This window comes from Vibrio sp. La 4.2.2, assembly GCF_027586995.1.
GTDB classification, from domain to species: domain Bacteria; phylum Pseudomonadota; class Gammaproteobacteria; order Enterobacterales; family Vibrionaceae; genus Vibrio; species Vibrio mediterranei.
Map to the genome: position 1 here is coordinate 34800 of NZ_JAPPTJ010000006.1, position 24318 is coordinate 59117.

Annotated in this window: 22 protein-coding genes; 9 read left to right on the forward strand and 13 right to left on the reverse strand. The window is 44.8% G+C overall.

The window, feature by feature from the left end; translation table 11 throughout:
- Positions 1-12: 12 nt before the first annotated feature.
- The 3 genes from tsaB to OH456_RS14795 form a co-directional block, all read right to left on the reverse strand.
- Positions 13-714, reverse strand: coding sequence for a tRNA (adenosine(37)-N6)-threonylcarbamoyltransferase complex dimerization subunit type 1 TsaB (tsaB, locus tag OH456_RS14785; protein ID WP_006074288.1), 702 nt, complete (start codon positions 712-714; stop codon positions 13-15).
- The gene (locus OH456_RS14790; protein ID WP_270033745.1) at positions 704-2674 is read right to left on the reverse strand and encodes an ATP-dependent DNA helicase; all 1971 of its coding nucleotides are present in this window, start codon (positions 2672-2674) and stop codon (positions 704-706) included. Before OH456_RS14790 ends, tsaB begins: the two co-directional genes overlap by 11 nt.
- 146 nt (positions 2675-2820) lie before the next feature.
- Positions 2821-3018 carry a hypothetical protein gene (locus OH456_RS14795; RefSeq protein WP_031494254.1) on the reverse strand — a complete coding sequence of 66 codons (198 nt, stop codon included), beginning with the start codon at positions 3016-3018 and terminating at the stop codon, positions 2821-2823.
- A gap of 270 nt (positions 3019-3288) precedes the next feature.
- Here OH456_RS14795 and purU point away from each other — a divergent pair, with 270 nt between their 5' ends.
- Positions 3289-4122 carry a formyltetrahydrofolate deformylase gene (gene purU, locus OH456_RS14800; protein ID WP_006074285.1) on the forward strand — a complete coding sequence of 278 codons (834 nt, stop codon included), beginning with the start codon at positions 3289-3291 and terminating at the stop codon, positions 4120-4122.
- Between the two features lie 108 nt (positions 4123-4230).
- Here purU and OH456_RS14805 read toward each other — a convergent pair whose 3' ends face one another.
- Entirely contained in the window at positions 4231-5040 is an 810-nt protein-coding gene (locus OH456_RS14805; protein WP_051647398.1) for a hypothetical protein, read from the reverse strand.
- A gap of 163 nt (positions 5041-5203) precedes the next feature.
- Complete coding sequence (locus OH456_RS14810) at positions 5204-5806, reverse strand: VOC family protein (RefSeq protein WP_096441735.1); 603 nt, start codon at positions 5804-5806, stop codon at positions 5204-5206.
- A gap of 177 nt (positions 5807-5983) precedes the next feature.
- On the opposite strand from OH456_RS14810, the gene argS reads away from it, so the two are divergent.
- The 3 genes from argS (at position 5984) to OH456_RS14825 (ending at position 8929) form a co-directional block, all read left to right on the forward strand.
- Positions 5984-7717: an arginine--tRNA ligase gene (gene argS / locus OH456_RS14815; protein WP_006074282.1), complete on the forward strand. Its 1734-nt coding sequence runs from the start codon at positions 5984-5986 to the stop codon at positions 7715-7717.
- 110 nt (positions 7718-7827) lie between these two features.
- Positions 7828-8256, forward strand: a complete 429-nt coding sequence (locus tag OH456_RS14820) for an HIT family protein (RefSeq protein WP_038225377.1) — start codon at positions 7828-7830, stop codon at positions 8254-8256.
- Positions 8257-8425: 169 nt separating this feature from the next.
- Entirely contained in the window at positions 8426-8929 is a 504-nt protein-coding gene (locus OH456_RS14825) for a YqhA family protein (RefSeq protein WP_006074280.1), read from the forward strand.
- Between the two features lie 50 nt (positions 8930-8979).
- Here the strand turns inward: OH456_RS14825 and OH456_RS14830 are convergent, their stop codons facing one another.
- The 3 genes from OH456_RS14830 to OH456_RS14840 are packed head-to-tail and all read right to left on the reverse strand — an operon-like array spanning position 8980 to position 11704.
- Positions 8980-9210, reverse strand: a complete 231-nt coding sequence (locus tag OH456_RS14830) for a FeoC-like transcriptional regulator (protein WP_006074279.1) — start codon at positions 9208-9210, stop codon at positions 8980-8982.
- Positions 9207-11477, reverse strand: coding sequence for a Fe(2+) transporter permease subunit FeoB (gene feoB / locus OH456_RS14835; protein ID WP_270033748.1), 2271 nt, complete (start codon positions 11475-11477; stop codon positions 9207-9209). Before feoB ends, OH456_RS14830 begins: the two co-directional genes overlap by 4 nt.
- Positions 11477-11704 (reverse strand): FeoA family protein, encoded by a 228-nt coding sequence (locus tag OH456_RS14840; protein WP_006074277.1) that lies wholly within the window; start codon positions 11702-11704, stop codon positions 11477-11479. Before OH456_RS14840 ends, feoB begins: the two co-directional genes overlap by 1 nt.
- A gap of 562 nt (positions 11705-12266) precedes the next feature.
- Here OH456_RS14840 and OH456_RS14845 point away from each other — a divergent pair.
- Genes OH456_RS14845 through OH456_RS14855 form a run of 3 tightly spaced genes read left to right on the forward strand, consistent with a single transcriptional unit; the run spans position 12267 to position 14622 of the window.
- Entirely contained in the window at positions 12267-13007 is a 741-nt protein-coding gene (locus OH456_RS14845) for a 5-oxoprolinase subunit PxpA (protein ID WP_124940713.1), read from the forward strand.
- Complete coding sequence (gene pxpB, locus OH456_RS14850) at positions 13004-13702, forward strand: 5-oxoprolinase subunit PxpB (protein ID WP_252038765.1); 699 nt, start codon at positions 13004-13006, stop codon at positions 13700-13702. The genes OH456_RS14845 and pxpB overlap by 4 nt, the downstream gene beginning before the upstream one ends.
- Positions 13687-14622 (forward strand): biotin-dependent carboxyltransferase family protein, encoded by a 936-nt coding sequence (locus tag OH456_RS14855; RefSeq protein WP_270033749.1) that lies wholly within the window; start codon positions 13687-13689, stop codon positions 14620-14622. Before pxpB ends, OH456_RS14855 begins: the two co-directional genes overlap by 16 nt.
- On the opposite strand, the gene OH456_RS14860 is transcribed toward OH456_RS14855, so the two are convergent.
- Together OH456_RS14860 and znuA are read right to left on the reverse strand one after the other, a co-directional pair.
- Entirely contained in the window at positions 14619-17969 is a 3351-nt protein-coding gene (locus tag OH456_RS14860) for an AraC family transcriptional regulator (RefSeq protein WP_270033750.1), read from the reverse strand. The genes OH456_RS14855 and OH456_RS14860 overlap by 4 nt on opposite strands.
- Positions 17970-18269: 300 nt before the next feature.
- On the reverse strand, positions 18270-19157 hold the full coding sequence (gene znuA / locus OH456_RS14865) for a zinc ABC transporter substrate-binding protein ZnuA (protein ID WP_270033751.1): 888 nt from the start codon (positions 19155-19157) through the stop codon (positions 18270-18272).
- A gap of 81 nt (positions 19158-19238) precedes the next feature.
- Between znuA and znuC the strand changes: the two genes are divergently transcribed.
- Positions 19239-20021 (forward strand): zinc ABC transporter ATP-binding protein ZnuC, encoded by a 783-nt coding sequence (znuC, locus tag OH456_RS14870; RefSeq protein WP_006074271.1) that lies wholly within the window; start codon positions 19239-19241, stop codon positions 20019-20021.
- Complete coding sequence (gene znuB, locus OH456_RS14875) at positions 20018-20803, forward strand: zinc ABC transporter permease subunit ZnuB (RefSeq protein WP_107306272.1); 786 nt, start codon at positions 20018-20020, stop codon at positions 20801-20803. Before znuC ends, znuB begins: the two co-directional genes overlap by 4 nt.
- 78 nt (positions 20804-20881) lie before the next feature.
- Here znuB and sucD read toward each other — a convergent pair whose 3' ends face one another.
- The 3 genes from sucD to odhB all read right to left on the reverse strand — a co-directional run bounded on the left by sucD (position 20882) and on the right by odhB (position 24308).
- On the reverse strand, positions 20882-21754 hold the full coding sequence (gene sucD / locus OH456_RS14880; RefSeq protein ID WP_006074269.1) for a succinate--CoA ligase subunit alpha: 873 nt from the start codon (positions 21752-21754) through the stop codon (positions 20882-20884).
- Complete coding sequence (sucC, locus tag OH456_RS14885; protein WP_038225388.1) at positions 21754-22920, reverse strand: ADP-forming succinate--CoA ligase subunit beta; 1167 nt, start codon at positions 22918-22920, stop codon at positions 21754-21756. Before sucC ends, sucD begins: the two co-directional genes overlap by 1 nt.
- A gap of 182 nt (positions 22921-23102) precedes the next feature.
- Positions 23103-24308 carry a 2-oxoglutarate dehydrogenase complex dihydrolipoyllysine-residue succinyltransferase gene (odhB, locus tag OH456_RS14890; RefSeq protein WP_006074267.1) on the reverse strand — a complete coding sequence of 402 codons (1206 nt, stop codon included), beginning with the start codon at positions 24306-24308 and terminating at the stop codon, positions 23103-23105.
- Between the last annotated feature and the right edge of the window lie 10 nt (positions 24309-24318).

Genomic DNA, 24318 nt, shown 5'->3' on the forward strand with positions numbered 1-24318 from the left:
AGCTTTCTCCCGTTATTCGCGGCCTGGTAGCTTTTTCCAAGCTACCGTATCGCGAAGATAAACTGGACTTGCCTCTTCCGCTGGCACAGTATTACCGCGCTCTAGTTCGAATTTAGCAAGAAATGCGATATCTTGCGCCTGCGGATATTTGACTTCAGAAGCAATGGTATCGATAGCCAATGTGTTCATTGTGTCCACGTAAGCTTCCCAACCCGTTCCGGCTTGCGTCCACTGCATGCCATCAGCAGACAGATTCTCCGCTAAGATGCTCGGTGGGATCACTTGTTCTTGGTCAACGTCTTGCCAATCGCCATTGTCTTGCTGTTCGAAACGCCCCCAATACACTTCGTTCATGCGTGCATCGATAGCACTAGCCACACGAGTGGCACCATTCATACGATATGAGCCTTGCGCCATTGCTTTGAGTGTTGAAATTCCAATCATTGGTAAGTCGGCACCAAACCCTAGCCCTTGAGCAATCCCGATACAAATACGTACACCCGTAAAACTGCCCGGACCACGTGCAAACGCTAAGGCATCCAGTTCTGCAAGTGTCAATCCTGCCTCTTTTAACAGCTCATCGACCATAGGAAGTACTTTCTTCGTATGATCGCGAGGAGCAAGTTCACTGCGAGTATGAATCGTATCACCAACCAACAGAGCCACTGAGCAGTTCTCTGTTGCAGTATCGATAGCTAGAATTTTATAAGTCATTTATTTCTCGATTTTTTTCTTCTTTAGCATCCGACTCTGTGTCGAGTGCTAGAAACTGTCTTATCGTTCCAAGGTCGCGCGTTCGAGGAATAGGCGGCAAGCTGGCTAAGAACGTCGCTCCATACTCTCTGGTCACCAATCGATTGTCGCAAATAATCAGTGCGCCACGATCTTTCTGATCTCGAATCAATCGGCCCACACCTTGTTTTAACGTAATTACGGCATCAGGCAGTTGTACCTGTTGGAACGGGTCACCACCTTGTAATTTACAATCTTCGATCCGTGCTTTAAGCAGTGGATCATCGGGGGCTGTAAACGGTAATTTGTCGATGATAACACAGCTCAGCGTATCACCTCTAACATCTATTCCTTCCCAAAATGCCCCTGTCGCCACCAGCAAAGCGTTACCAAGTTCCATAAACTCTGCGAGCGTTTTTTGTTTGCTGGTTTCACCTTGAAGTAATACGGGCAGTGACAAGCTTTCACGAAACTTTTCACCCAGCTCGCGCATCATGCTGTGTGAGGTGCATAGGAAAAAGCAGCGCCCTTGGTTTTCTTCAATGACCGGAGACAACATGTTCACTAGCTTTTGAGCTAATCCTTGGCTATTTGGTTCAGGCAAATAACGTGGTACACACAATCTAGCCTGAGTGGGATAATCAAACGGACTTGGTAGAGAAAACTGCTGCTTCGGAATCAGACCTAATCGAGAGGTAAAGTGACCAAAGTCATCGGAAACCGCTAAAGTTGCAGAGGTAAAAATCCATGCACCGCCCTTCATCTCCACTTGCTCATGGAACTTATCGGCAACGGTTAACGGGGTGATATGCAGACTAAAATGACGAGGCGACGTATCGTACCAATAGGAGTAACCGGTAATAGTGACATCGCACACTCGTTCAATACGACCTTTAATAAGATTAGCCCGCTCAAATGCGGTATCTAATAGCTGACTTCGACCTAAAGCGAGTTTAAGTACATCAATCACCAAGTTGATGGCATCCAGCAGTCGGTCTAATTCACGTTTGATACTTGGTGAGGCAACGGCATCGCGCCAGTTTCCCCTAAAACCTGTATCGCCTAGCACAATACGCATATCCATCGCTGATTGGGAGAGTCTATCACCTGCTTTTTGCAATTGACGCATGTCTCTGGCTTCAGTGCGATAACCAATCTCAATATCTTTCGCGAGATCTTGGATCTGACGGCTTGAAATAGATTGCCCGAAATACTGACTGGCAATATCTGGTATTTGGTGTGCTTCATCAAAGATAAACACTTCCGCTTCTGGAATCAGCTCCCCAAAGCCAGTCTCCTTGATAGCAAGATCCGCCATAAATAAGTGGTGGTTTACCACCACGACATCAGAGTCCAACGCTCGCTTACGAGCCTTCAATACAAAGCAATCTTGGTAGCTTGGACACTCTTTTCCTAAGCAGTTGTCATTAGTGGACGTAATGGTGGGTATAATTGGGCTATCTTCAGCAATCGCATCACATTCACCCAAGTCTCCAGACTTGGTTTCCGAGGACCAAGATCGCACTTTGACCAACTGTGACAACAAATCCGTTTGCGTTTCTGTGGTGTGACTTTCCACCATTTGGCGGCTCAGTCTATCTAGACACAAATAGTTGGAACGCCCTTTTAACAACGAAACTTGCCCATGAAAACCTAACGCTTCAACCATCAAAGGTAAATCACGATGAAAGAGCTGTTCTTGTAAGTTTTTCGATCCGGTACTGATAATGGTTTTCTTACCGCTTAACAGCGCAGGGACTAAATAAGCAAAGGTTTTGCCAGTACCCGTACCCGCTTCCACCACAAGCTGATCTTCATTATGAATAGCTTCTTCAACGGCATCAGCCATATCAAGTTGTGGTTGTCTGGGCTGAAAACCGGGGATAACCCTTCCCAATGCGCCATCAGAGGCGAACGCCTTTTTAATTGTTCGTGAAACCATTTATTGTTGAAACCACTGATTGCCGCTACCTAATATTAATCGGCCTAGTGTATACCTAATCGCTTGGCAGTTGAAAATTGAATTGAGCGCTCTTGCTCGTAGAACAGAGAATAAGAGCGCTTAAACCAGGGAAGAATTTAAAGTGGCTAGTGCTTATTCAGGTAACGTGTAAGCCATCCTGGGGCGATGACATTGTCCGATTGCTTTAATTGTTCTGCTGCTTGTGAAGGCGAGACTTTACTGTTCCAAAGCTCATCAAGCTCATGCTGGTCAATGGCCGAATCTCCAACCAATTCTGAGACTCTTTGGTCGTAGAGTTTGCGCGCGAGTAGTTCTTTATCCATAACACTCTCCTAAAGCCAAATTGAGGATGCTCCAACAAATCGAGACAAGCCGGAATGCCGTCGTGGCGGACTTCTTTTGTTGAAACCTTGCCCAGAATAGATTAATAATGTTGATTAGATTGCGTACTACCTCAACAAACGCACCATTTTAAATCCTCAAATTCGTAAATTTAGATTCACATCAATATGTTGTGCTCCTTCCGGACCATAAATATCGAGTTTCAGAATAACGAAGAGGTCAAAGTTTAAATTTCACGGAAGCAGTAAATCATGGAAAAGAAAACGTTATTGACGCATTGCAACGATGCGCCTGGTCTCATTTCAAAAATCACCAACATTTGTTACAAGCACCAGCTGAACATTATTCACAACAATGAATTTGTAGATAACACCAGTGGTCACTTCTTTATGCGCACTGAGTTGGAAGGTTACTTCAACGATGAAACCTTTTTAGCGGATTTAGACCAAGCACTCCCACAAGGCACAAAACGTAAGTTAGTCGATTCATCACGTAAGCGCATCGTTATTCTGGTCACCAAAGAAGCGCACTGCCTAGGTGATATCCTGATGAAAAACTTTGATGGTAGTCTAGATGTAGAGATCGCCGCAGTCATCGGTAATTACGATATACTTCAAGGACTAACCGAGAAGTTTGATATCCCATACCACTGCGTTTCTCATGACGGACTAAGCCGAGAGGAGCATGAAACGAAAATGTTGGAAGTGATCGACCAATATGAGGCCGATTATTTGGTGCTGGCAAAATATATGCGCGTTCTAACGCCAACGTTCGTGGAACAATATCATCATAAAATCATCAACATTCACCACAGTTTCTTGCCTGCATTTATCGGCGCTAAACCATACCAGCAAGCGTATGATCGCGGCGTGAAGATTATCGGCGCGACAGCCCATTTCGTCACCAATGATCTGGATGAAGGCCCAATCATCAAACAAGACGTTATCCCAGTGGATCACAACTTTAGTGCCGCAGACATGGCTCAAGCTGGACGAGATGTTGAGAAAAACGTACTTTCCAAAGCGTTAAACAAGGTCATTAATGACCATGTGTTTGTTTACGGCAACAAGACCGTCATTCTGTAGCCTTTATAACTCGCTACCATGGTTGAATCATCATTGAGCAATGGTAGCGAGTGACTTTCGCTAACTCTAATCAGATAGACGCAGACTCGGTTTATTCAGGAACTAGCGTTAATTTGAGTAACGATCCCCTTTCGAATAGTCCACCTGATAGCCCAAGTCATCTAATAGACCTAATGTCACTGGTCCAATCAAAGTACCATTTGCCATCAACTCTTGACTCATGTCTGGTACTGGAACGCCGTTTTTATCGTAGCGCTTTTTGTCTTCACTCCACTTTGAGTCATATAAATGGCCACCATCGTCACTTATTGGCAGTTCGCGATAGTTTACCTGATATTGTCGATTAAACCGTTTCACCGCTTGGCTATCATTGACTAAAAACACTTTACCCAGTTGTCCGTCATGACGCGTATAGTCTGTAGAATACGCCCCCACCCCGAACACATGACCCATTTCGTGCAGAATATTGGCGTTGAATTCAACTTGATCAAATCCAGGCTCATAGGTATGGCTGCCGATAAAGACCGACCCTTTTGTAGGAATCAGACGCCAACTGATATCAATTTCATCTTCAGGCCCCGCCATGCCATTGGCATCTTCGAGCGGTACCACATAGAAGTTAATGTCTAGTGTATGTTTGTCAGCGCCATCGACGGCGGTAAGCACTTCAAGCCATCGCTTAGCCGCGCGCTCATAAGGAGCTATGTAAGATTTGCTCCATGGTGCTTTTTTACCATCATCAAGAACTAATTGATTGCAAAAATGTAGATTGAGATCGAGGCGACCGTTAGAGACTTGTCGACTCGTGCTGGTTTCACAGGTGGGATTATCAATATCAAAACCAGCGGCGGAGGTTAGAAAAGAGGTGCTTGATAGGAGCAGCACTACTCCCCATTTATTTATCGTAGCTGTTATCACTTGCCGTTTCCTTACAGACTAGGTTTACAGCTACAAGTTTAGTCGTTGACGATAAATTGATCGGTAAGAGCCTGTCGAGGCTTTGTGAAGTTAGCCCTTATTCAGGTAATGATATTTCACTTAATGTCATTACCCGAATAACTATAACTCACACCATTTTACTCTAGATATCGGCTTGCTCAGAAGCAACAATGTTTTTTAGGCTATGCGGATGAAGTTTGACGCAGATGTTATCGTGCTTAAATGCCACCGTCGGGTTAGCTAAGCGCTCTCCTTCCCCTTTTGGACTGGATAGCTTCATTTTAATGTTAAGAGCATCCAACTGCTCCAAACGATGAGCCAACGCTGGAAAAATGATACATAAATCAGCTAAATATTCGTCCGCTGTTGTTGCCTTTGAAGGCACAACGAACTCAACGTGCTCCCAGTGTTCAATAGGGTGTGTCTTCCCTATTGCTGGATAAGGCAATTCCAGACATTCAATCGACCAACCACGACTTGTTATTGCTTGGTCAAATTGCAAAACGATAATTGGACGACCGTTTATGTTCGCCTCAGAAATGACCTTGCCATATTCTAGCCACGCGGTATGAGCCGCTTTCGCCACGTCCGAATCATTGATTCGCAAAGCAATATGATCGGCTTGGTAATCTGCTAAATCTATAGATAACTTGCTGCATAATGCCTGAACTTTATCGAGAAAGGCATCAGTTTCACTCAACATTTGAGAAGGTACTAGACCTTTTTGTAGCAGGGTTTGTTCCATTTTTTAGCGCTCATTTTGTACTTCAAACGCCAGATAGTAGCAGGATTCGGCCAGAATCAGAAAAAATACAAACTTCCCCTCTAGGTCACTGGCGTTAAAGTTGCTATTATGTGCGCCAAATTGCCACAGTTTCATGAACAACATGAAATCCAATTCCAAGAATTGAAGGAAACGCGTGTGAATATCCAAGCACTGATCAACGACAAAGTATCTCAGGCTCTAGAAGCCGCTGGCGCACCTGCAGGCAGTCCTGCTGCTGTTCGCCAATCTGCGAAACCACAGTTTGGTGACTACCAAGCAAATGGCGTAATGGGCGTTGCTAAGAAATTGGGTACAAATCCACGAGAATTCGCACAGAAAGTTCTGGACGTTTTGGACCTAGATGGAATTGCAAGCAAAACTGAAATTGCTGGTCCTGGCTTTATTAACATCTTCCTAAGCGAAGAATTTCTTGCAAAGCAAGCTGACGAAGCACTGACGGATGCACGCCTAGGTGTGGCTTCTCAAGAGCAACAAACCATCGTTGCTGACTACTCTGCACCAAACGTAGCAAAAGAAATGCACGTTGGTCACCTTCGTTCAACCATCATCGGTGATGCGGTTGTTCGTACTCTAGAGTTTTTGGGTCATAACGTTATCCGTGCTAACCACATCGGTGACTGGGGTACTCAGTTCGGTATGCTTATCGCTAACCTAGAGCGTGTTCAACAAGAGTCTGGTGAAGTTTCAATGGAACTCTCTGACCTTGAAGCTTTCTACCGCGAATCTAAAAAGCTGTATGACGAAGATGCTGAATTTGCAGAGCGCGCACGTGGCTACGTAGTGAAACTGCAAGGTGGCGATGAGTTCTGCGCTGAAATGTGGAAGAAGCTTGTTGACGTTACTATGATCCAGAACCAACGCAACTACGATCGCCTAAATGTATCGTTAACGCGTGACGATGTGATGGGTGAAAGTATGTATAACGACATGCTGCCTGGCATTGTTCAAGACCTGAAAGAGAAAGGTCTTGCGGTTGAAGATGACGGCGCACAAGTGGTATTCCTTGATGAATACAAAAATAAAGATGGTGAGCCAATGGGTGTTATCATCCAAAAACGTGATGGTGGCTTCCTATACACCACGACTGACATCGCTTGTGCGAAATATCGCTACGAGAAGCTTGGTGCAGACCGCGTTCTTTACTTCATCGATTCACGTCAGCACCAACACCTACAGCAAGCTTGGACTATCGTTCGCAAGGCAGGTTATGTACCAGAATCAACCAGCCTTGAGCACCATGCATTTGGTATGATGCTAGGTAAAGATGGTCGTCCGTTCAAGACTCGCGCAGGCGGTACGGTTCGCCTTGCTGATCTTCTAGACGAAGCAGTAGAGCGCGCTACAGCGTTAATCGAGTCGAAAAACCCAGAGCTAGATGCTGAAGAGAAAGCAAATATCGCTAACACGGTAGCAATGGCAGCGGTTAAGTATGCTGACCTTTCTAAGCACCGTACTACAGACTACGTGTTTGATTGGGACAACATGCTAGCGTTTGAAGGTAACACTGCTCCTTACATGCAGTACGCTTACACTCGTGTAGCATCTATCTTTGCAAAAGCTGGCGTATCAATGGACGAGCTTTCTGGTGACATTAAGATCACTGATGAGAAAGAGAAAGCGTTAGTTGCTAAACTACTGCAATTCGAGGAAGCCGTGCAATCTGTTGCTCGTGAAGGTCAGCCTCACATTATGTGTAGCTACTTATTTGAGCTTGCTGGTCAATTCTCTAGCTTCTACGAAGCATGTCCAATTCTTATTGCTGAAGATGAAAGCGTTAAGCAAAGCCGCCTAAAACTCGCGGCATTAACAGCGAAGACTATCCAGCAAGGTCTAGAACTGCTTGGTATCGAAACGCTAGAACGCATGTAATTACCACTCCGTAAATGGTAATGAATACACAAAGGTTGACGTGAAAGCGTCAACCTTTTGTTTTATCTGACGTATACTAAGTCCCTCATTATGACAACGGAATTAACACCATGAGCTTTGAACTGCACCCTCAACTCGCCAAAGACACTACTGTCATCGGTCACTTTCCACTTTGCGTTGCCCTCCTGAGCAAGGACAGTGCAGTTCCTTGGGTAATCTTGGTTCCGAAGCGTGAAAACTTAAAAGAACTTCATCACTTACCAATGAAGGAGCAGCAGCAATTTTTGCTAGAGTCTCAAGCCGTCGCTCAAGCACTCGAAGCGACTTTTCGACCTGACAAGCTCAACCTTGGCGCATTAGGAAATATGGTGCCGCAACTGCATATCCATCATATTGCTCGATTCAAAGACGACATCGCGTGGCCAGGTCCTGTATGGGGCAATACCAAAGGCGAGCAACGCAGCGATGAAGAACAAGCGGACATCATGACACGCATCGGTAATGTCCTTTCCTTAAGCAGCTTGTTTACACGCGGTTAATGTCGCCCTTTTAACAGCGAGTGACCGTTGGCCTACCTACCCAAGATCTCCGCTCGAATAAAGATCTTGGGTACTATTACGTATTCGTAATAATCTTTAAAAAAATCCTATTATTATAACGAATCCAATTTCTCTATAAACTTGCCCCATTGAAATATAGGAGCAAGTCATGACCAAAAGATTATTAGTTCAATTCCGTTATGTCAGCTGGATTGCCATCATTGGCTCTATGGCTGGCTCTGTCTTATTGTTCCTAATTGGTGCCACAAAGACTTACAATGCGTTTGGTGTGTTCTTGTTGAACGCCGAGCCACCTTCCGAGTTACTGCACCTAGACCGCGCAGATATAGCCATCAGCTACCTTATTAAATCTTTGGATACCTTCTTAGTCGCTTTAGTGCTGTTTATTTTTTCACATGGGGTGTACACCTTATTTATCAAGAATAAAACCTCCGAAGAGACAGATTCAACTCTGAGCTGGATTAAAACACCAAACATCGGTCACTTAAAAAACAAACTGGCCGAGGTCATTATCATCATCCTCTTCGTCAAGTTTCTTGAACTGGTGTTGATCAACTTTAACCAACTTCAGTGGGAAATGCTGGTCTTGCCAAGTGCAATTGTTTTGCTAAGTGGTGGCCTCAAGTTATTAGGTCTCAATCAACATAAATAAAAAAAGCCGCCCTAATTGGGCGGCTATTTATATAATGACTCAATCACGTTTTACATAGTAACGGTAATCGATAAACCATCGTTACGATTCATGGCATAACGCACACGCGTCACTTGATCGGATTTATTGGTATCAAGCATGCGTGATACTGTGCCCTTACGAATCCATACGGACAACATCGCATCAACACCATCTTCACTGAGTGAGAACTTCTTAGCAATCTCCTGACGACTCGCGCCAGGATGCATTTCAATGAATGATTTTAACTCTGTAAGAATCATGCAGTTTGCGCCTCTAGTGCACTCTGTTTTCGGCCTTCGCTTTGCAGTAGCTTGAACACCAGTACACACACTAACAGAATGGCAGCGATCCAAGCAGCACTGGTCATAGGATGAGCCGTGAAATGAGTAACCTGGTAGTACAGCGTTGCACTTCCGTAGGCTAGACCCATTGTCCACACCGCAATAAAGCGTGCGTATTTTTGACCGAACTCTTTAACGTAAGCACCCATTGCTGCAACACATGGTGTGTAAAGCAAGATAAAGATCAAGTAAGCAAACGCTGCATTGCCAGTGACAAAGTAGCCTTTTAGGTTACCAAAAATTGATGTATCTACGGCCTGCTCTTCAGCTACGGCAGAGGAATCAGTAAGGTCACCAACATCGACACCTAGAGGATCTGAGTAGCTAAGACCAGCTAGATTCGCCGGAATAGATTCAACCGCTTCTTGTAGGCTGCCCATCAAATCATATTCACTTTCTTCACCTTCACTCGAAGTGTAAAGGCTATTGAGTGTACCAACGACCGCTTCCTTCGCAAAAATACCAGTGATAATACCCACCGTTGCTGGCCAGTTATCTTGCTGTACACCCATAGGTGCAAAGACTGGAGTAACCACTTGAGCTGCTTTCGACAGTACTGAGTTTTCGCTATCTTCATTACCGAATGAGCCGTCTGTACCAACAGAATTTAGGAAGCTCAAGATAGTCACAACTACTACGATAGTTTTACCTGCACCCAATACAAAGCGCTTCAGTTTCTGCCATGTTTTGATCATGACGTTTTGGAAGGTTGGCAGCTCATAGTCTGGCATTTCCATAACTAAGCTATCACTCGAGCCTGGGTAGATGGTGTGCTTAAGTACTAAACCTGTAAACACTGCCGCGACAATACCAAGGATGTACAAAGCGAATACCACATTTTGACCGCTTTCCGGGAAGAAAGCCGCTGCAAACAAGGCATACACAGGAAGGCGGGCACCACACGACATAAATGGTGCCATGGATGCGGCGAGTTTGCGCTCACGCTCTTGATCTAGGGTACGTGTTGCCATAATGGAAGGCACGTTACAGCCAAAACCTAAAACCAGTGGGACGAATGCTTTGCCCGGTAGACCGATTTTTTGCATGACTTTATCTAGCACGAACGCGGCACGAGACATGTAACCAGAGCTCTCAAGAACGGCCAAGAAAAGGTACAGAGCTGCAATCACTGGGATAAAGGTAGCTACCGTTTGAATACCACCACCGACACCGTCAGCAATAAGCGTTACAAGCCAAACAGGTAAGTGTCCATCCAGTAGATAGTGTCCACCATCAACCAGCAACGCACCGACACCAATGTCAAAGAAGTCGATAAATGCGCTACCAATGTTAATGGAGAACATAAACATTAGGTACATCACCACAAAGAAGAATGGCACACCCACCCATTTGTTCAGAATAAGTGCGTCTACTTTTTCAGTGAAGCTGCGGCTTAGCTTACCTTCACTACGGCGAAGTTTCTTACATTGTTCATGCAGGAATGTGTATCTGGTATCAGCAACCTGTAGATCGATATCAAGTTGAGTTTGCTTGCCAGCCAGTTCAATGTCGTCACGCTGCTCTGATGTCAATGAGTTCAACACCATCACATCTTTTTCCAATGCACGAATCGCTAGTGCTCGCGAATTAACCGTTTCTCCAGCAAAAACAGGTTCCACTTTCGCAATAGCCTGTTCCATCTCTGCACCATAATTAATGGCAAGCGCGTCAAGAGTAAGACCTTGAACAACGGTTTTGTGTAGACGTTCTTTTAGGTTTCTGACTTGGTCTTTATCCGTCGCAGATAATGTCATCACTGGACAGCCAAGCGCTTTCTCAAGCCCGGCAATATCTAATTTTACTCGTTCACGCTTCAACGCATCCATTTTGTTAAGTACAACTACCATAGGGCGACCCAGCTCACGTAGCTGGAGCGTCATATACAAGCTGCGTTCTAAACTGGTAGCATCAACAACGTTAATGATAAGATCAGCAGGATGAGTCAGGACAGCGCGAGAAGCTATCGATTCATCAATACTGTTACCATCATTGCCACTATCTAACGCGTAGATCCCCGGCAAATCTGTAAGTTGAAAGTCATCACCCGCGTGATGATATTGACCAGTTTTCTTTTCTACCGTGACACCAGCCCAGTTACCAACTTGTTGCTTAGCACCTGTAAGTCCATTGAATAAGGTCGTTTTACCGCTGTTTGGGTTACCGACTGTCAGAATGGTGTAGTTCATTACACTGACTCCACTTCTATCGCTTGCGCTATGTTATTGCGAACAGCCAAAGAGACGCCACGAACCTCAATTTGCAGAGGGTCACCCATTGGAGCTCGACGAATAACTTTAACTTCGGTATTAGGTAATAATCCCATTACCATCAGTTTTTTACGGACATCATTCGATAGTCCTGTCAGTGCAGTGATTTTTCCACTGCTTCCGATATTCAAATCAGCAAGTTTCATTAAATCCACCCAAACTATGATTGGTAATGAGAAATATTAACATTAACAATAATTTTATATTTAAAAACTAAGGTTTCGCATTGCGCTAAATCAATTTTAGCGCCAACGCAACTGCAATATTTGTCAAAATGTTTCCGTCAATTACGTCAATTTCCGAAAACAAACCCAACTTTCATGACGAGAAGATGACTAGCAAAAAAGATAAATAAAAATAAAATCACTAAATATCAACACTTTACACTAAACATAAAACAATGGCGTAATACTCATAATAAGTTGCCGTTTTTTTTATAAGGAAAATAAGTGGAACTGCTTATAGTAAATCCCAACAGAGCAAACCTGCTCCTGTTAATCGAAATTCCAGAGGTGATGTGGGTAACCGCATCACTCCGGCAGCAAGCGAAGGTGTCATTGGCACCCGCGGTATGGTCCCCCGGCTATGCCGCGAATTTTTTTTCTTACTCGTCTCTCAAACTTCCTTCTCACGTCTACTTTTCTGATTTGTAAACAATTAACCTATTCCCCATACTCAGTAATAGATGGTCAAATGGAATTGGACACTATGTTTAAACTTAACGGAGATGTTGGTGAAAGTTTCGGCCCTTGGCAAATGGGACAAGATGCCTCCTTAATCCCACTGCTTGATATGGCTAACATTGCCTGTGGCTTTCATGCCTCTGATCCTGACAACATGATTAAGACTATCGAACTCTGTGTCACACATCAGGTTACAATTGGTGCCCATCCTGGGTATGCCGATAAAGAGGGATTTGGGCGGCGCTCGATACCAATGACACGAAATGCCCTCATTCACTCCGTGATTTATCAGATTGGCGCTCTTAAAGCACTGACAGAATATCAAGGCAGTCATGTAAGTTATTTTAAGCCACACGGCGCGTTATATAACGATATGATGCAGTCCGATGATATTTTGAAATGTATGTTGACGGTGTCAGCCTCTTTGAATTTACCTCTTATGCTACTGGCAACAAATCGTGCCATGACCCACTCCGAAATGGCGAGTCAATGTGGAGCATCATTAATATTCGAAGCGTTTGTTGATAGGCGCTACCAAACCTCTGGCTTACTGGCACCGCGAAATCTAGAAGGAGCAGTGCTTCACTCTGAAACCGATATTCTTGGGCAAGCCTCATCCCTAATCTCACAACATTCTGTACAAACCATTGACAATAAGACGTTGAAGTTAGATGCCGAGACACTTTGTGTGCATGGAGATAATGAGGCGTCAATTCGAGTCGCCAAAGCAATCCGCTCACTTATTGACGCTCAGGTCTTATCATGAATACCAACTTACGCATCATTGCGGTATCTGAGTCAGCACTTATGGTGTACTTTGGCGATGAAATTGAACTCTCTTTACCAAATGCTATTGGTCAGTTCTGTGACCGGATAGAGCAACAGTTTGGGGAAGGTATACTCAACCTCACCCCTTCCTACACCAGCTTATTGGTGGAATATCATCCTTTGAGAGTGGATGAGCAGCAGCTTCGACAGTTCATCACAGACATTAAGGTAATCGAAACCAGTCTGTCCACACCGTCATCAATTACGGTTTTACCAGCCTACTACGCCCCAGAGGTAGGCCCAGAATTAGACAGCATGTCTCGTGACTTATCTCTTGCAATTGAGCGTATTATTGAAATACACAGCCAGACACTTTATACCGTTTGCGCTATCGGCTTCGCTCCAGGGTTTGCTTTTCTAGCTCAGGTGTCAGAAGCCATCCAAGTTCCCAGACTGGTCACACCGCGACACTTTGTTCCAAAAGGAAGTATCGGTATCGCTAATAATCAAACGGCGGTTTATCCTCAAGATACGCCTGGCGGATGGCAAATCATCGGTAATTGTCCTATTGAACTTTATAACCCTCAGAAGCCACAAGACAGCAAGTTGAAGGTGGGAAATAACGTTCGATTCGAAGCAATAGACAAGCAAGAGTTCATAAGTCTTGGAGGCAAGATATGCCCAAATTGGTAGTGCTCAATCAAGGACATCATGCAACTATTCAAGATCTTGGACGCCACCATTGCGGGCAATTTGGGTTAAGTCCGGGTGGAGTCAGTGATCTACACGCCCATTGCTGGGGCCAAAAACTGTTAGGTAACCCGCCTACCAACGCCAGCATCGAAATACTGCTTGGGCGGATAAAGCTGCGTGCAGTCGGCGATATCGACGCTGTTCTTACCGGAGCTGATTGTCGCGCAATTAACGCTACTCGCGGTATTGCCTTGCCTCAGTGGCAAGCCTTTCGCTTGCATGATGGCGAAGAACTACACCTATCCACGCCCAGACAAGGACTAAGAACGTATTTCTCGGTCAAAGGAAATTTCCAAATTCCTTCTTTTCTGCATAGCGTCGCAACGGTTGAAAGAAACCAAATAGGAGGACTAGGAGAAGGAAAACCACTCGCTATGGGAGATATATTGACCATTACGGATAAAGCTCATACCAACCCCATCAAGATGCCAAATTCGGCAATTCCACGTTATGCATCCAGTTATCGACTCAGGCTCATCCCCACTTTTCAATACCATCAATTATCATCGCAGGTGACCAATGAAATACTGACATCGCAATATCGAATTTCAGCCAATAGCAATCGCATGGGTATCAGACTCGAAAACGGATCAACCAGTACGGCTTTACCTGCTGTTGGTTCGATGATCTCAGAAGGTATTGTTTGCGGAGCTGTTCAACTCCCGCCAGACGGGATGCCAATTATACTACTGCAAGATAGACAAACGTTAGGTGGCTACAAAAAACTTGGCACCGTCGCTTTCAGAGACTTGGCGAGGCTTGCACAGTTAAGACCTGGCGACCACATTGAGTTCCACCTGACTAACCTTGAAGTCGAACGTCATAAGCAACGAGCCTTTTATCAGTACTTTGAACTCTAATCGCTCATTTCTTCTATATCCATGGCAGCAAACTTCGAGGGCGGCAAACCGAAATAGAGTTTGAAGCGTTGCGAGAAATATGACGGATCGTTGAAACCACAAGCAAACGCCACGTCAGCCACTTTTTCTCCTTGTAACAACATCTCACACGCTTTTTCCATTCTCACATCCGTTAGATAGTCGGTAAATGTCGCACCAAAAAGTGACTTAAAACGACGCTGAAAACTGCGCTCGGAGATAAACAAAGATTTAGACGCCGTAGCGGTACTAAAATCAGGGTCATTGAAGTGTACTGACACCAACTGAGTCACTTGGCGTTTCCAACTTTCATACTTGTCGGTTTTTACTTCAACCGATGAGGTTTCCGTCTCTGGATTCAGTAAAGAGCGAGCCTTCTCCTCTGCCGGTCCCGTAGTTGACTGCTCACCTGACAGAGTCCAGCGCATGGTAATTCGATTTCGACCGTTTCGCTCTACAGGTTTCAACTCGCCACCAGAGTGATGTATATGGAAAGGAAGACTACTTGGACTGAAATCCAACTGATTAACGGCCATCGTATCCAATTGAGTTGCATTACTTTCGCTAAAGTTAGGGAGTGGTAAACCACTATCTTCAAAGCAAACGCTCAGCTTCGCTTGGTCATCATCCAGAGTAATACGTATGACTTGCCCACGAACCAAACGTCTCATTGCGTTAGCAAGTATCGAATTAAATATGATGTCTAAGTCACAACTATCTACTAACACAATATCGCGACTGGCGTGATTAACCAGCTCAACATTGATGCCATAGCTGTCTAACTCTTTCTGCCACGCCGCCAGCGTGAACTTTAGGATCCGCGTCACCGAGCATAACATTGGCTTTTGATTGCTATCCTCAAACACAGCACGAACACTTTTTAGACTTTCACTCGCTTCACTGCTTTTGTGAGAGAAACTGGAATTTTCTAGCTTAAACTGTTTAGAGTGACTGATCGCCTGCTCAGTGAGTTCTCTGAGCACTTGGTGACGTATATTAAATGCCTTTCTAAGTTGTTGATTATTCCCCACCAGAACTCGACTTTGATGTTGCAATTGTTCCGTCTTCAACGCGACTTGTGTTTTTAGCACGGTATTCATTGCTTGTATTCGACGTGAACGCCAGTAGATAAACATCGCCGTTGCACAAACAAAACTTATACCAAGAAGGGTATAAAACCACCCGGTCATATACCAAGGTGTGAGTACATAGAACTCGAACACTTTGGTCCTCGGACTATCTTGCTCGCCTGATATTGCAATTTCGATATGCTGCTTGCCCGGCTTTGGCTTATCAATGTTTAACTGCTGTCCCTGCAATTGCTGCCAATTAGAATCACCGATTCGATAGACCAAGTTATTCCCTTGCGCAAAAGGCCATAAACCTAACTGCAAAGCAATTGAATCACCAAACTCCACTTTAGGTGTTAATCCTGCTACACCACCAAGGTGAATGGGTTGGTTATTGATCGATACCTTCGACACTAGTACTTCTGGCAAAGGCAGCTGTGCATCAAGTAGTGCTTTCGAACTGAACTCGACAATACCGTAGCGTGAACCTACTATCACTTCATCACTTTTTTGACTGTAACTACAACTGCCATTGATAAACTCATTATTGATTAGCCCATAAGGCGCACTAAAATGTTTCGTGATATCTCCTGAGGTGGAATAGGCAGAAATCCCCGCTGATGTCACGAGCCAAACACGCTCATCCGCTTGCGTAATACATACTGGACGAATGTTGTCGTGAAATAGAGGAAGGGTCCTAAAGGCTCGACTAGGTAGTGATAACGAAAAGGCTCCATAGCCACTCGCCACCCAAATCTGCTCATCAGAGGAGGATATTTCGATAACGCTGCCAAAGGGCTCACTCTGCTTAATAAAGTGACTTTTGCCATTTTCAATCAGATACAGTCCGTGGTCTGTCCCAACAACGGTGAGTTCTGGATTAACAACTTCGATTTCAGTGATCTTTGCAGGTAAGTGCTTGCTCACCACCCACTCATCACCAAAGTCTGTGACTTTTTTAGTCACTGTGTTTACGCTCATCAACCTTAGTCCATCACTCAACCACAGGCTATTACCTGACCCTATCGCCAAGTGATCAACGTGTGTTGGGATGCTATCAATATCTTGTCGAATAGCCGTGACACGATATTTGGCGAGATCGAGTTGCAACAGTCCTCTATCAGTCGCTAACCATAATTGTTTGTCTTGTTGGGTCAGTGATGAAACACGCCCCCAAAATACCAGTGTTGAGATTCCCTTGCGATCTATTGAGTAGAGTGCAGATGGCGTAATAACCCAGTAGCCTCCCAATGGGTTTGCTACGACTTCCAATTTCACCTCTACGCGCTGTAGTTCATCTTCTAACGACACCGTAAAACGACGAAATAGATCACCATATTCCGAGAAATAGCGCATGCCATTATCGGTGGCGATCCACATCCCATCCATTTTGTCTGATACTAGCGAATATATCTTTTCACCAGATAAGCTGTACTTGTCATTAATGTTGTGTTCTACACGTTCGGCGCGATAGGTTGCTTTATCAATTAGGAACAAACCATGCTCCGTTCCAACCCAGAAGTATTGAGTAGATTCTTGGAGTGTCAGTACATGGGCGCGATTCAGTAAATAGTAGTGTGACTCTTGGTTTACCAAGGAAAACTGCTCCACGCCTGTACTATACCCTATCAAAAGCTGGCGTGTTGAGGACGAATAGAATAATTCGGTAACCATGCCTCTATGGCTAGTCTTGAGTTGACTCAAGGCTTGGTCTTGCCACTTAAACACACCTACATTTGTCCCTAAAAACCAAGTCCCATCAACTTTCAAAACGGCACGTATATCAATATTTGAACCGCTGTAGAACCGTTCAAAGATAGCTAGGTCGACTTGAGAAAAGTTTTGTGAATTTATATCCTGAACGTAAAGGTGTTTTTGATCGGCAAACCAAACTCGCGGTCCACTATGACCAATACGTTTTATGCTACCAGTGATTTCTACTTGATAGGCCACTTGCTCTTTACCCAGCGGGTAACGAGTCAATAGCTGATTACCTCTGGCATACCAAAACCGGCCATCTGCAAATGTAACGGTGCGACTATCGAAGGACGCACCATTGAGCTCAACAAAACGAGAACCATCGAAAAATCGCACTTTATCATGCACATCAATAGACCATAACCCTCCCTCTTCTCCAGGGAAAAGCTGTTTCGCAGCAAGAAACTTTCCTTCGGTTTGCAGAGTGAGTGGGTAGAATATTGGCGGTAATTCGACGGCAAACGTAGTGATGGAATAAATCGCCAGCGCAGCTAAGCTCAATAGTTTTGCTATAAAGCAAAACAAGTAAGATGAAAAAACCCTGCTTCCACCGCTTTTATAAGGTAGCGGTAAGACATTCGTAGACGAGTAATGAAAGCAATGGGTCAAAATAAACCTAGTTAATTTGCGTCGATAATTATCGATAATTTAATAGATTTACTTAGTCAGGGAAAGTAATTGTGTGACTTCACTCATATAAATGATTGTTGGATCACGCTAAAGGTGATGGTCCTCATCAGCAGAATTCAGAAAACGACCAACACCTCAAGTATCAAGTAGGATTAATCTGGCACAGATCAATTATTGAGTCATGCAATCAACGATATTGGTCGAGATTGACTCAAGAAAAGTGAAATAGCTCCCATCTGCTACTTTAATATCGGTCCCCAGTGGGTCTAGAGTTCCGATGGAGGTATTGGTGCCCCTAGTAACTGATTGAATCACGGCAGGTGTATATTGTGGTTCAGCAAAAACGCACTTCACATTTTGCTCGCGAAGCGTGGTTTTAATCGAGATCAGTGTTTTTGCTCCAGGCTTGCGTTCTGGGCTCACCGTAAAGTGACCTAGATTGTTCAAGTCGAAGTAACTTTCGAAATAGCCATAAGCATCGTGGAAAACATAATACCCTTCCGACTGAATTGGTTTGAGCTGCTGCTGTATCTTCTGTTCCGTTGCATCTAAGTTAGCCTCAAATGCTTTGAGTTTTGCCAAATAACCCGCTTCGTTATTAGGATCGAGCTCTATCAATTTCGCAGTAATGGCTTTTGCGACCTGTCGCGACTGTGCAGGTCCTAACCATACGTGAGGGTCGTAGCTACCGTGGTTGTGTCCTTCATGACCGTGATCATGACCATCTTCATCGCCATATTCTCTCAACGCTAAGCCAGGAACAGTTTGAATTTCCAGCACGTTATTTTTCCCCTCAAGAGACTTCTCAAGAAAACTCTCTAGGTCGCTACCAAACCAAATGACCAGTTCACTACTTTGTAGTTTTTTCACATCAGAGGGCTTTAGGGCATAATCATGAGGTGAGGCGCTTGCGCTTAACAACGAAGAAGCCGTTTGGTCATCCAGAATCAGTTCATGGGAAATCATCTCGAACGGTTTTATACTATTAAGTACTTCAAATGCTTGCGATTTAAATGGAAGCAGTGTAGTAAGTGCCAAGATCGGAATGTAACGGTACATATGCCCTCTAATTGTCTACTAGCGTGTGATGATTCGAAATGTTACATTATAACAATAAGCAATTGCAAATGAGTTCTATTCATGACTGAACTGATAAAGCTGAGCGGTGTAACCGTTGAGTTCAGTAAACGTAAGGTTTTGGACGACATAAACCTCACGATAAATAAAGGCCAAATTTTAACGCTTATTGGCCCAAACGGTGCCGGTAAGTCCACACTAGTCAAAGTGTTACTTGGCTTGCAAACTCGCTTTCAGGGAAACATAACCCGTGCCAAAAAGCTTAGAATTGGTTACGTCCCTCAGAAACTTAAATTAAATGACACCCTTCCACTTAACGTGGAACGCTTTCTTGCACTTGCCGGAAAATACAGCGCGCAAGAAAGACAAGATGCACTCAAACTTGTTGGTGCAGAGCACTTAATGAAAAGCAATATGCATCAATTGTCCGGCGGTGAGAATCAACGTGTCTTACTAGCTCGCGCTCTATTACAAAGACCTGACCTGCTCGTTTTAGATGAGCCGGCGCAAGGCGTCGATGTTCAAGGTCAGATTGACCTGTATGAACTCATAGATACATTGCGTCACCGTTTTGGCTGCGCGGTTTTTATGGTCTCTCATGACTTGCATCTCGTTATGGCAAAGTCCGACGACGTTATCTGTTTGCATCACCATATTTGCTGCCAAGGCAGCCCGCAAACCATTACGCAACACCCATCGTATATCGCTCTGTTTGGTAGTGCGACTAAAGAGACACTGGCTTTTTATCAACATCAGCACACCCACCATCATCATGATTTATCCGGTGAGCCTGTAAAGGGTAACGCTTCACAATGTGCTCACCACAACCACGGACATACGTCATGATTGAGTTCTTACTACCTTCTATTGTCGCAGGTATAGGTATTGCTTTAATTGCTGGGCCTCTTGGTTCATTTGTAGTATGGCGTCGCATGGCCTATTTTGGCGATACACTGGCCCATGCTTCACTTATGGGGCTCGCATTGGGTTTCCTACTGGATATCAATCTCTATTTAGCTCTGACGGTCTGTTGCATGGCATTAGCTATCATCTTAGTAACCTTGCAAAAACAACGACTGGTCGCCACTGACACACTGCTCGGTATTCTCGCGCACAGTGCATTATCGTTAGGTTTGGTTGCCGTCAGCTTCTTGGATAACATTCGAGTAGACTTAATGAGTTATTTGTTTGGTGATTTGCTCGCAGTATCACCAACTGATTTAATGTATATCTATGCTGGTGTGGCGGTCATAGGCGCCTTGCTGTTTGTCTTTTGGCGACCACTGCTCTCTACCACAGTCAACGAGGATCTGGCCGCAGTAGAAGGCGTAAATGTCGACCTAATGCGTCTTATCATTATGTTGATGGTAGGTTTAGTTATCGCAATAGGTATGAAGTTCGTTGGCGCGTTAATCATGACGTCACTATTGATCATACCCGCTGCGACAGCGAGAAAATTTACCGTAACACCAGAGCAGATGGCAATCACCGCCTCATTTATTGGCATCATCTCAGTATTTTGTGGTCTGAGTTTATCTTGGTTTTATGACACGCCGGCAGGCCCATCGGTGGTCATCAGTGCCGCGAGTTTTTTCTTGTTGGCGCAGTTGGTTCCATCGAGAGCCTAATCTGTAGATTACAATATAAGCTCTTGCACAAAAAAGCCCCTGCCTCTTTCAAGGCAGGGGCTTTTTTTATACGTCGAATTACCAACCAGTAATTTCACGCAGACCTTTACCGATATCGGCTAGGCTCTTAACCGTTTTAACGCCTGCAGCTTCTAATGCTGCAAACTTGTCTTCAGCGGTACCTTTACCACCAGAGATAATCGCACCAGCATGGCCCATACGTTTACCTGGAGGAGCTGTAACACCTGCAATGTAAGACACTACTGGCTTCGTGACGTTATCTTTAATAAACGCCGCCGCTTCTTCTTCTGCCGTACCACCAATTTCACCAATCATTACGATCGCTTCAGTCTCTGGATCTTGTTCAAACAGCTTAAGAATGTCGATAAAGTTAGAACCAGGGATTGGGTCACCACCGATACCGACACAAGTAGACTGACCAAAGCCTTCATCAGTCGTCTGTTTTACCGCTTCATACGTCAGTGTTCCTGAACGAGAAACGATACCCACTTTGCCTTTCTTGTGGATGTGACCAGGCATGATACCAATTTTGCACTCATCAGGAGTGATAACACCTGGGCAGTTTGGACCAATCATTACCACACCAGCTTCATCGAGACGTACTTTTACATCAAGAAGGTCAAGTGTCGGAATGCCTTCTGTAATAGTCACGATAAGCTTAATACCCGCATCGATAGCTTCAAGGATCGCGTCTTTACAGAATGGTGCAGGAACGTAGATCACAGATGCCGTTGCACCCGTTTCTTCAACAGCTTCACGCACAGTGTTAAATACAGGCAGACCTAAGTGAGTTTGACCACCTTTACCAGGAGATACACCACCAACCATCTGTGTGCCGTATTCAATCGCTTGCTCTGAGTGGAACGTACCTTGACCACCAGTGAAACCTTGGCAGATAACTTTTGTATCTTTATTAATTAGTACAGACATTATTTGCCCTCCGCTGCAGCAACTACTTTTTCCGCTGCTTCTGTTAGCGAGTTTGCAGCAATGATATTAAGACCACTTTCTGCCAGTTTCTTCGAACCTAGAGGCGCATTGTTACCTTCAAGTCGAACAACAACAGGGACTTCAACACCTACTTCTTCAACCGCACCGATGATACCGTCTGCAATTAGATCACAACGTACAATACCGCCGAAGATATTTACCAATACAGCTTTTACATTGCTGTCAGATAGGATGATTTTGAATGCTTCTGTAACACGCTCTTTTGTCGCGCCGCCACCAACATCTAGGAAGTTTGCAGGTTGACCGCCATGAAGGTTTACGATGTCCATAGTACCCATCGCTAGGCCTGCACCGTTAACCATACAACCAATGCTTCCATCAAGAGCAACGTAGTTTAGCTCCCACTGTGCGGCATGTGCTTCGCGCTCGTCTTCTTGTGAAGGATCGTGCATTTCACGAAGCTTAGGTTGGCGGTAAAGCGCGTTTGAATCGATATTGATCTTACCGTCTAGGCACAGTAGGTTGCCTTCGCCAGTAATAACAAGAGGGTTGATTTCCAGCAGAGCAAGATCGTACTGTGCAAACATGTTGCCAAGACCCATAAAGATCTTCACAAATTGTTTGATTTGGTCGCCTTCAAGGCCCAGCTTAAATGCAAGCTCGCGGCCTTGGTAAGCTTGAGGGCCAACCAATGGATCAATCGCTGCTTTATGAATCAGCTCAGGTGTCTCTTCTGCTACCTTCTCAATTTCCACACCGCCTTCTGTTGATGCCATGAAAACGATACGACGAGAAGCGCGATCAACGACTGCACCAAGGTACAGCTCGTTAGCAATATTTGATGCTTCTTCTACTAGGATTTTTGTAACTGGCTGACCATTGGCGTCTGTTTGGTAAGTCACTAGGTTTTTGCCTAGCCACTTTTGAGCAAACTCTTTAACACCGTCTTTGGTATCGTGAAGTTCAACGCCGCCCGCTTTACCGCGGCCACCAGCGTGAACCTGACATTTGACTACTTTCTTTTCAGTACTGATACGACCAGCGGCTTCGAACGCTTCTTGTGGGGTGTCACATGCGTAGCCTTCTGGTACAGGCAATCCGAATTCTGCAAACAGCTGTTTGGCTTGATATTCATGCAAATTCATTGTGCGATTCCATTTGTTATATCCCTGAGGGATTTTTTATTTCCATAAAACCGGTATCGGTTATACGTCTGTAGGAGTACTCGTTAGAGTCGCCTTAAGGGCTTACTAAGGAGCTAGACGTGAGCAAGTCTAGCTCCTTTTATTTTAGACGTCCATACGTCCAAAATAAAAACAACGCTTAATTACACATCAAGTAGCAAGCGTGCTGGATCTTCCAGTAGTTCCTTGATGGTTACCAAGAAGCCTACGGATTCACGACCATCGATTAAACGGTGATCATAAGACAGAGCTAGGTACATCATCGGCAAAATTTCTACTTTGCCGTCCACCGCCATTGGGCGATCTTGGATTTTGTGCATACCCAAAATAGCAGCCTGAGGAGGGTTGATGATTGGCGTAGACATAAGAGAACCAAAGACACCGCCGTTTGTGATAGTAAAGTTACCACCTGTCAACTCTTCAACAGTTAGCTTACCGTCACGACCTTTAATCGCTAGCTCTTTGATACCTTTCTCGATGTCAGCAAAACCTAAAGTGTCGCAATCTTTAAGTACCGGCGTAACCAAGCCACGAGGAGTGGAGACGGCCATGCTGATGTCGAAGTAGTTGTGATACACAATATCATCGCCATCAATCGACGCGTTTACTTCAGGGTAACGCTTCAATGCTTCCGTTACTGCTTTCACATAGAAAGACATGAAACCTAAACGTGTACCATGACGCTCTTCGAATTGGTCTTTGTACTGCTTACGAAGGTCCATGATAGGTTTCATGTTCACTTCGTTAAATGTTGTCAACATCGCAGTACTGTTCTTCGCTTCCAGCAAACGCTCAGCAACACGCTTACGTAGGCGCGTCATCGGAACACGCTTCTGGCTACGAGCAAGCACAGGAGCCACAGCTACTTCAGCTTCCGCTTTAGGTGCTGCTTTGGCCGCCGCTAGGTGCGCTTCAATATCTTCACGTGTGATACGACCACCAACACCAGTGCCTGTCACATCATTTGCCGTCAAATCATTCTCGGCCAATAAGCGGCGAACCGCTGGGCTCAATGCATCATTAGACTCTTCTGTTAGTGAGGCTTTATGGCGCTTATCTGGAGAAGCTTCTGTAGAGTCAGTCGTGTCGCTAGTTGGTTCACCTGCGACTGCGCCTGGCTTAAGCTTAGCGATTAGTTGTTTAGAAAGTACCGTTGCACCTTCTTCTTCAATAATTTCCTCTAGAACCCCCGCATCAGGAGCCGGTACTTCTAGAACTACTTTATCGGTTTCGATATCAACGATAACTTCATCACGCGCTACCGCTTCGCCTGGTTTTTTATGCCAAGTTGCGACTGTCGCGTCTGCAACTGATTCAGGTAAGTCTGGAACCAGAATTTCAATTGTCATATCTGTGTCT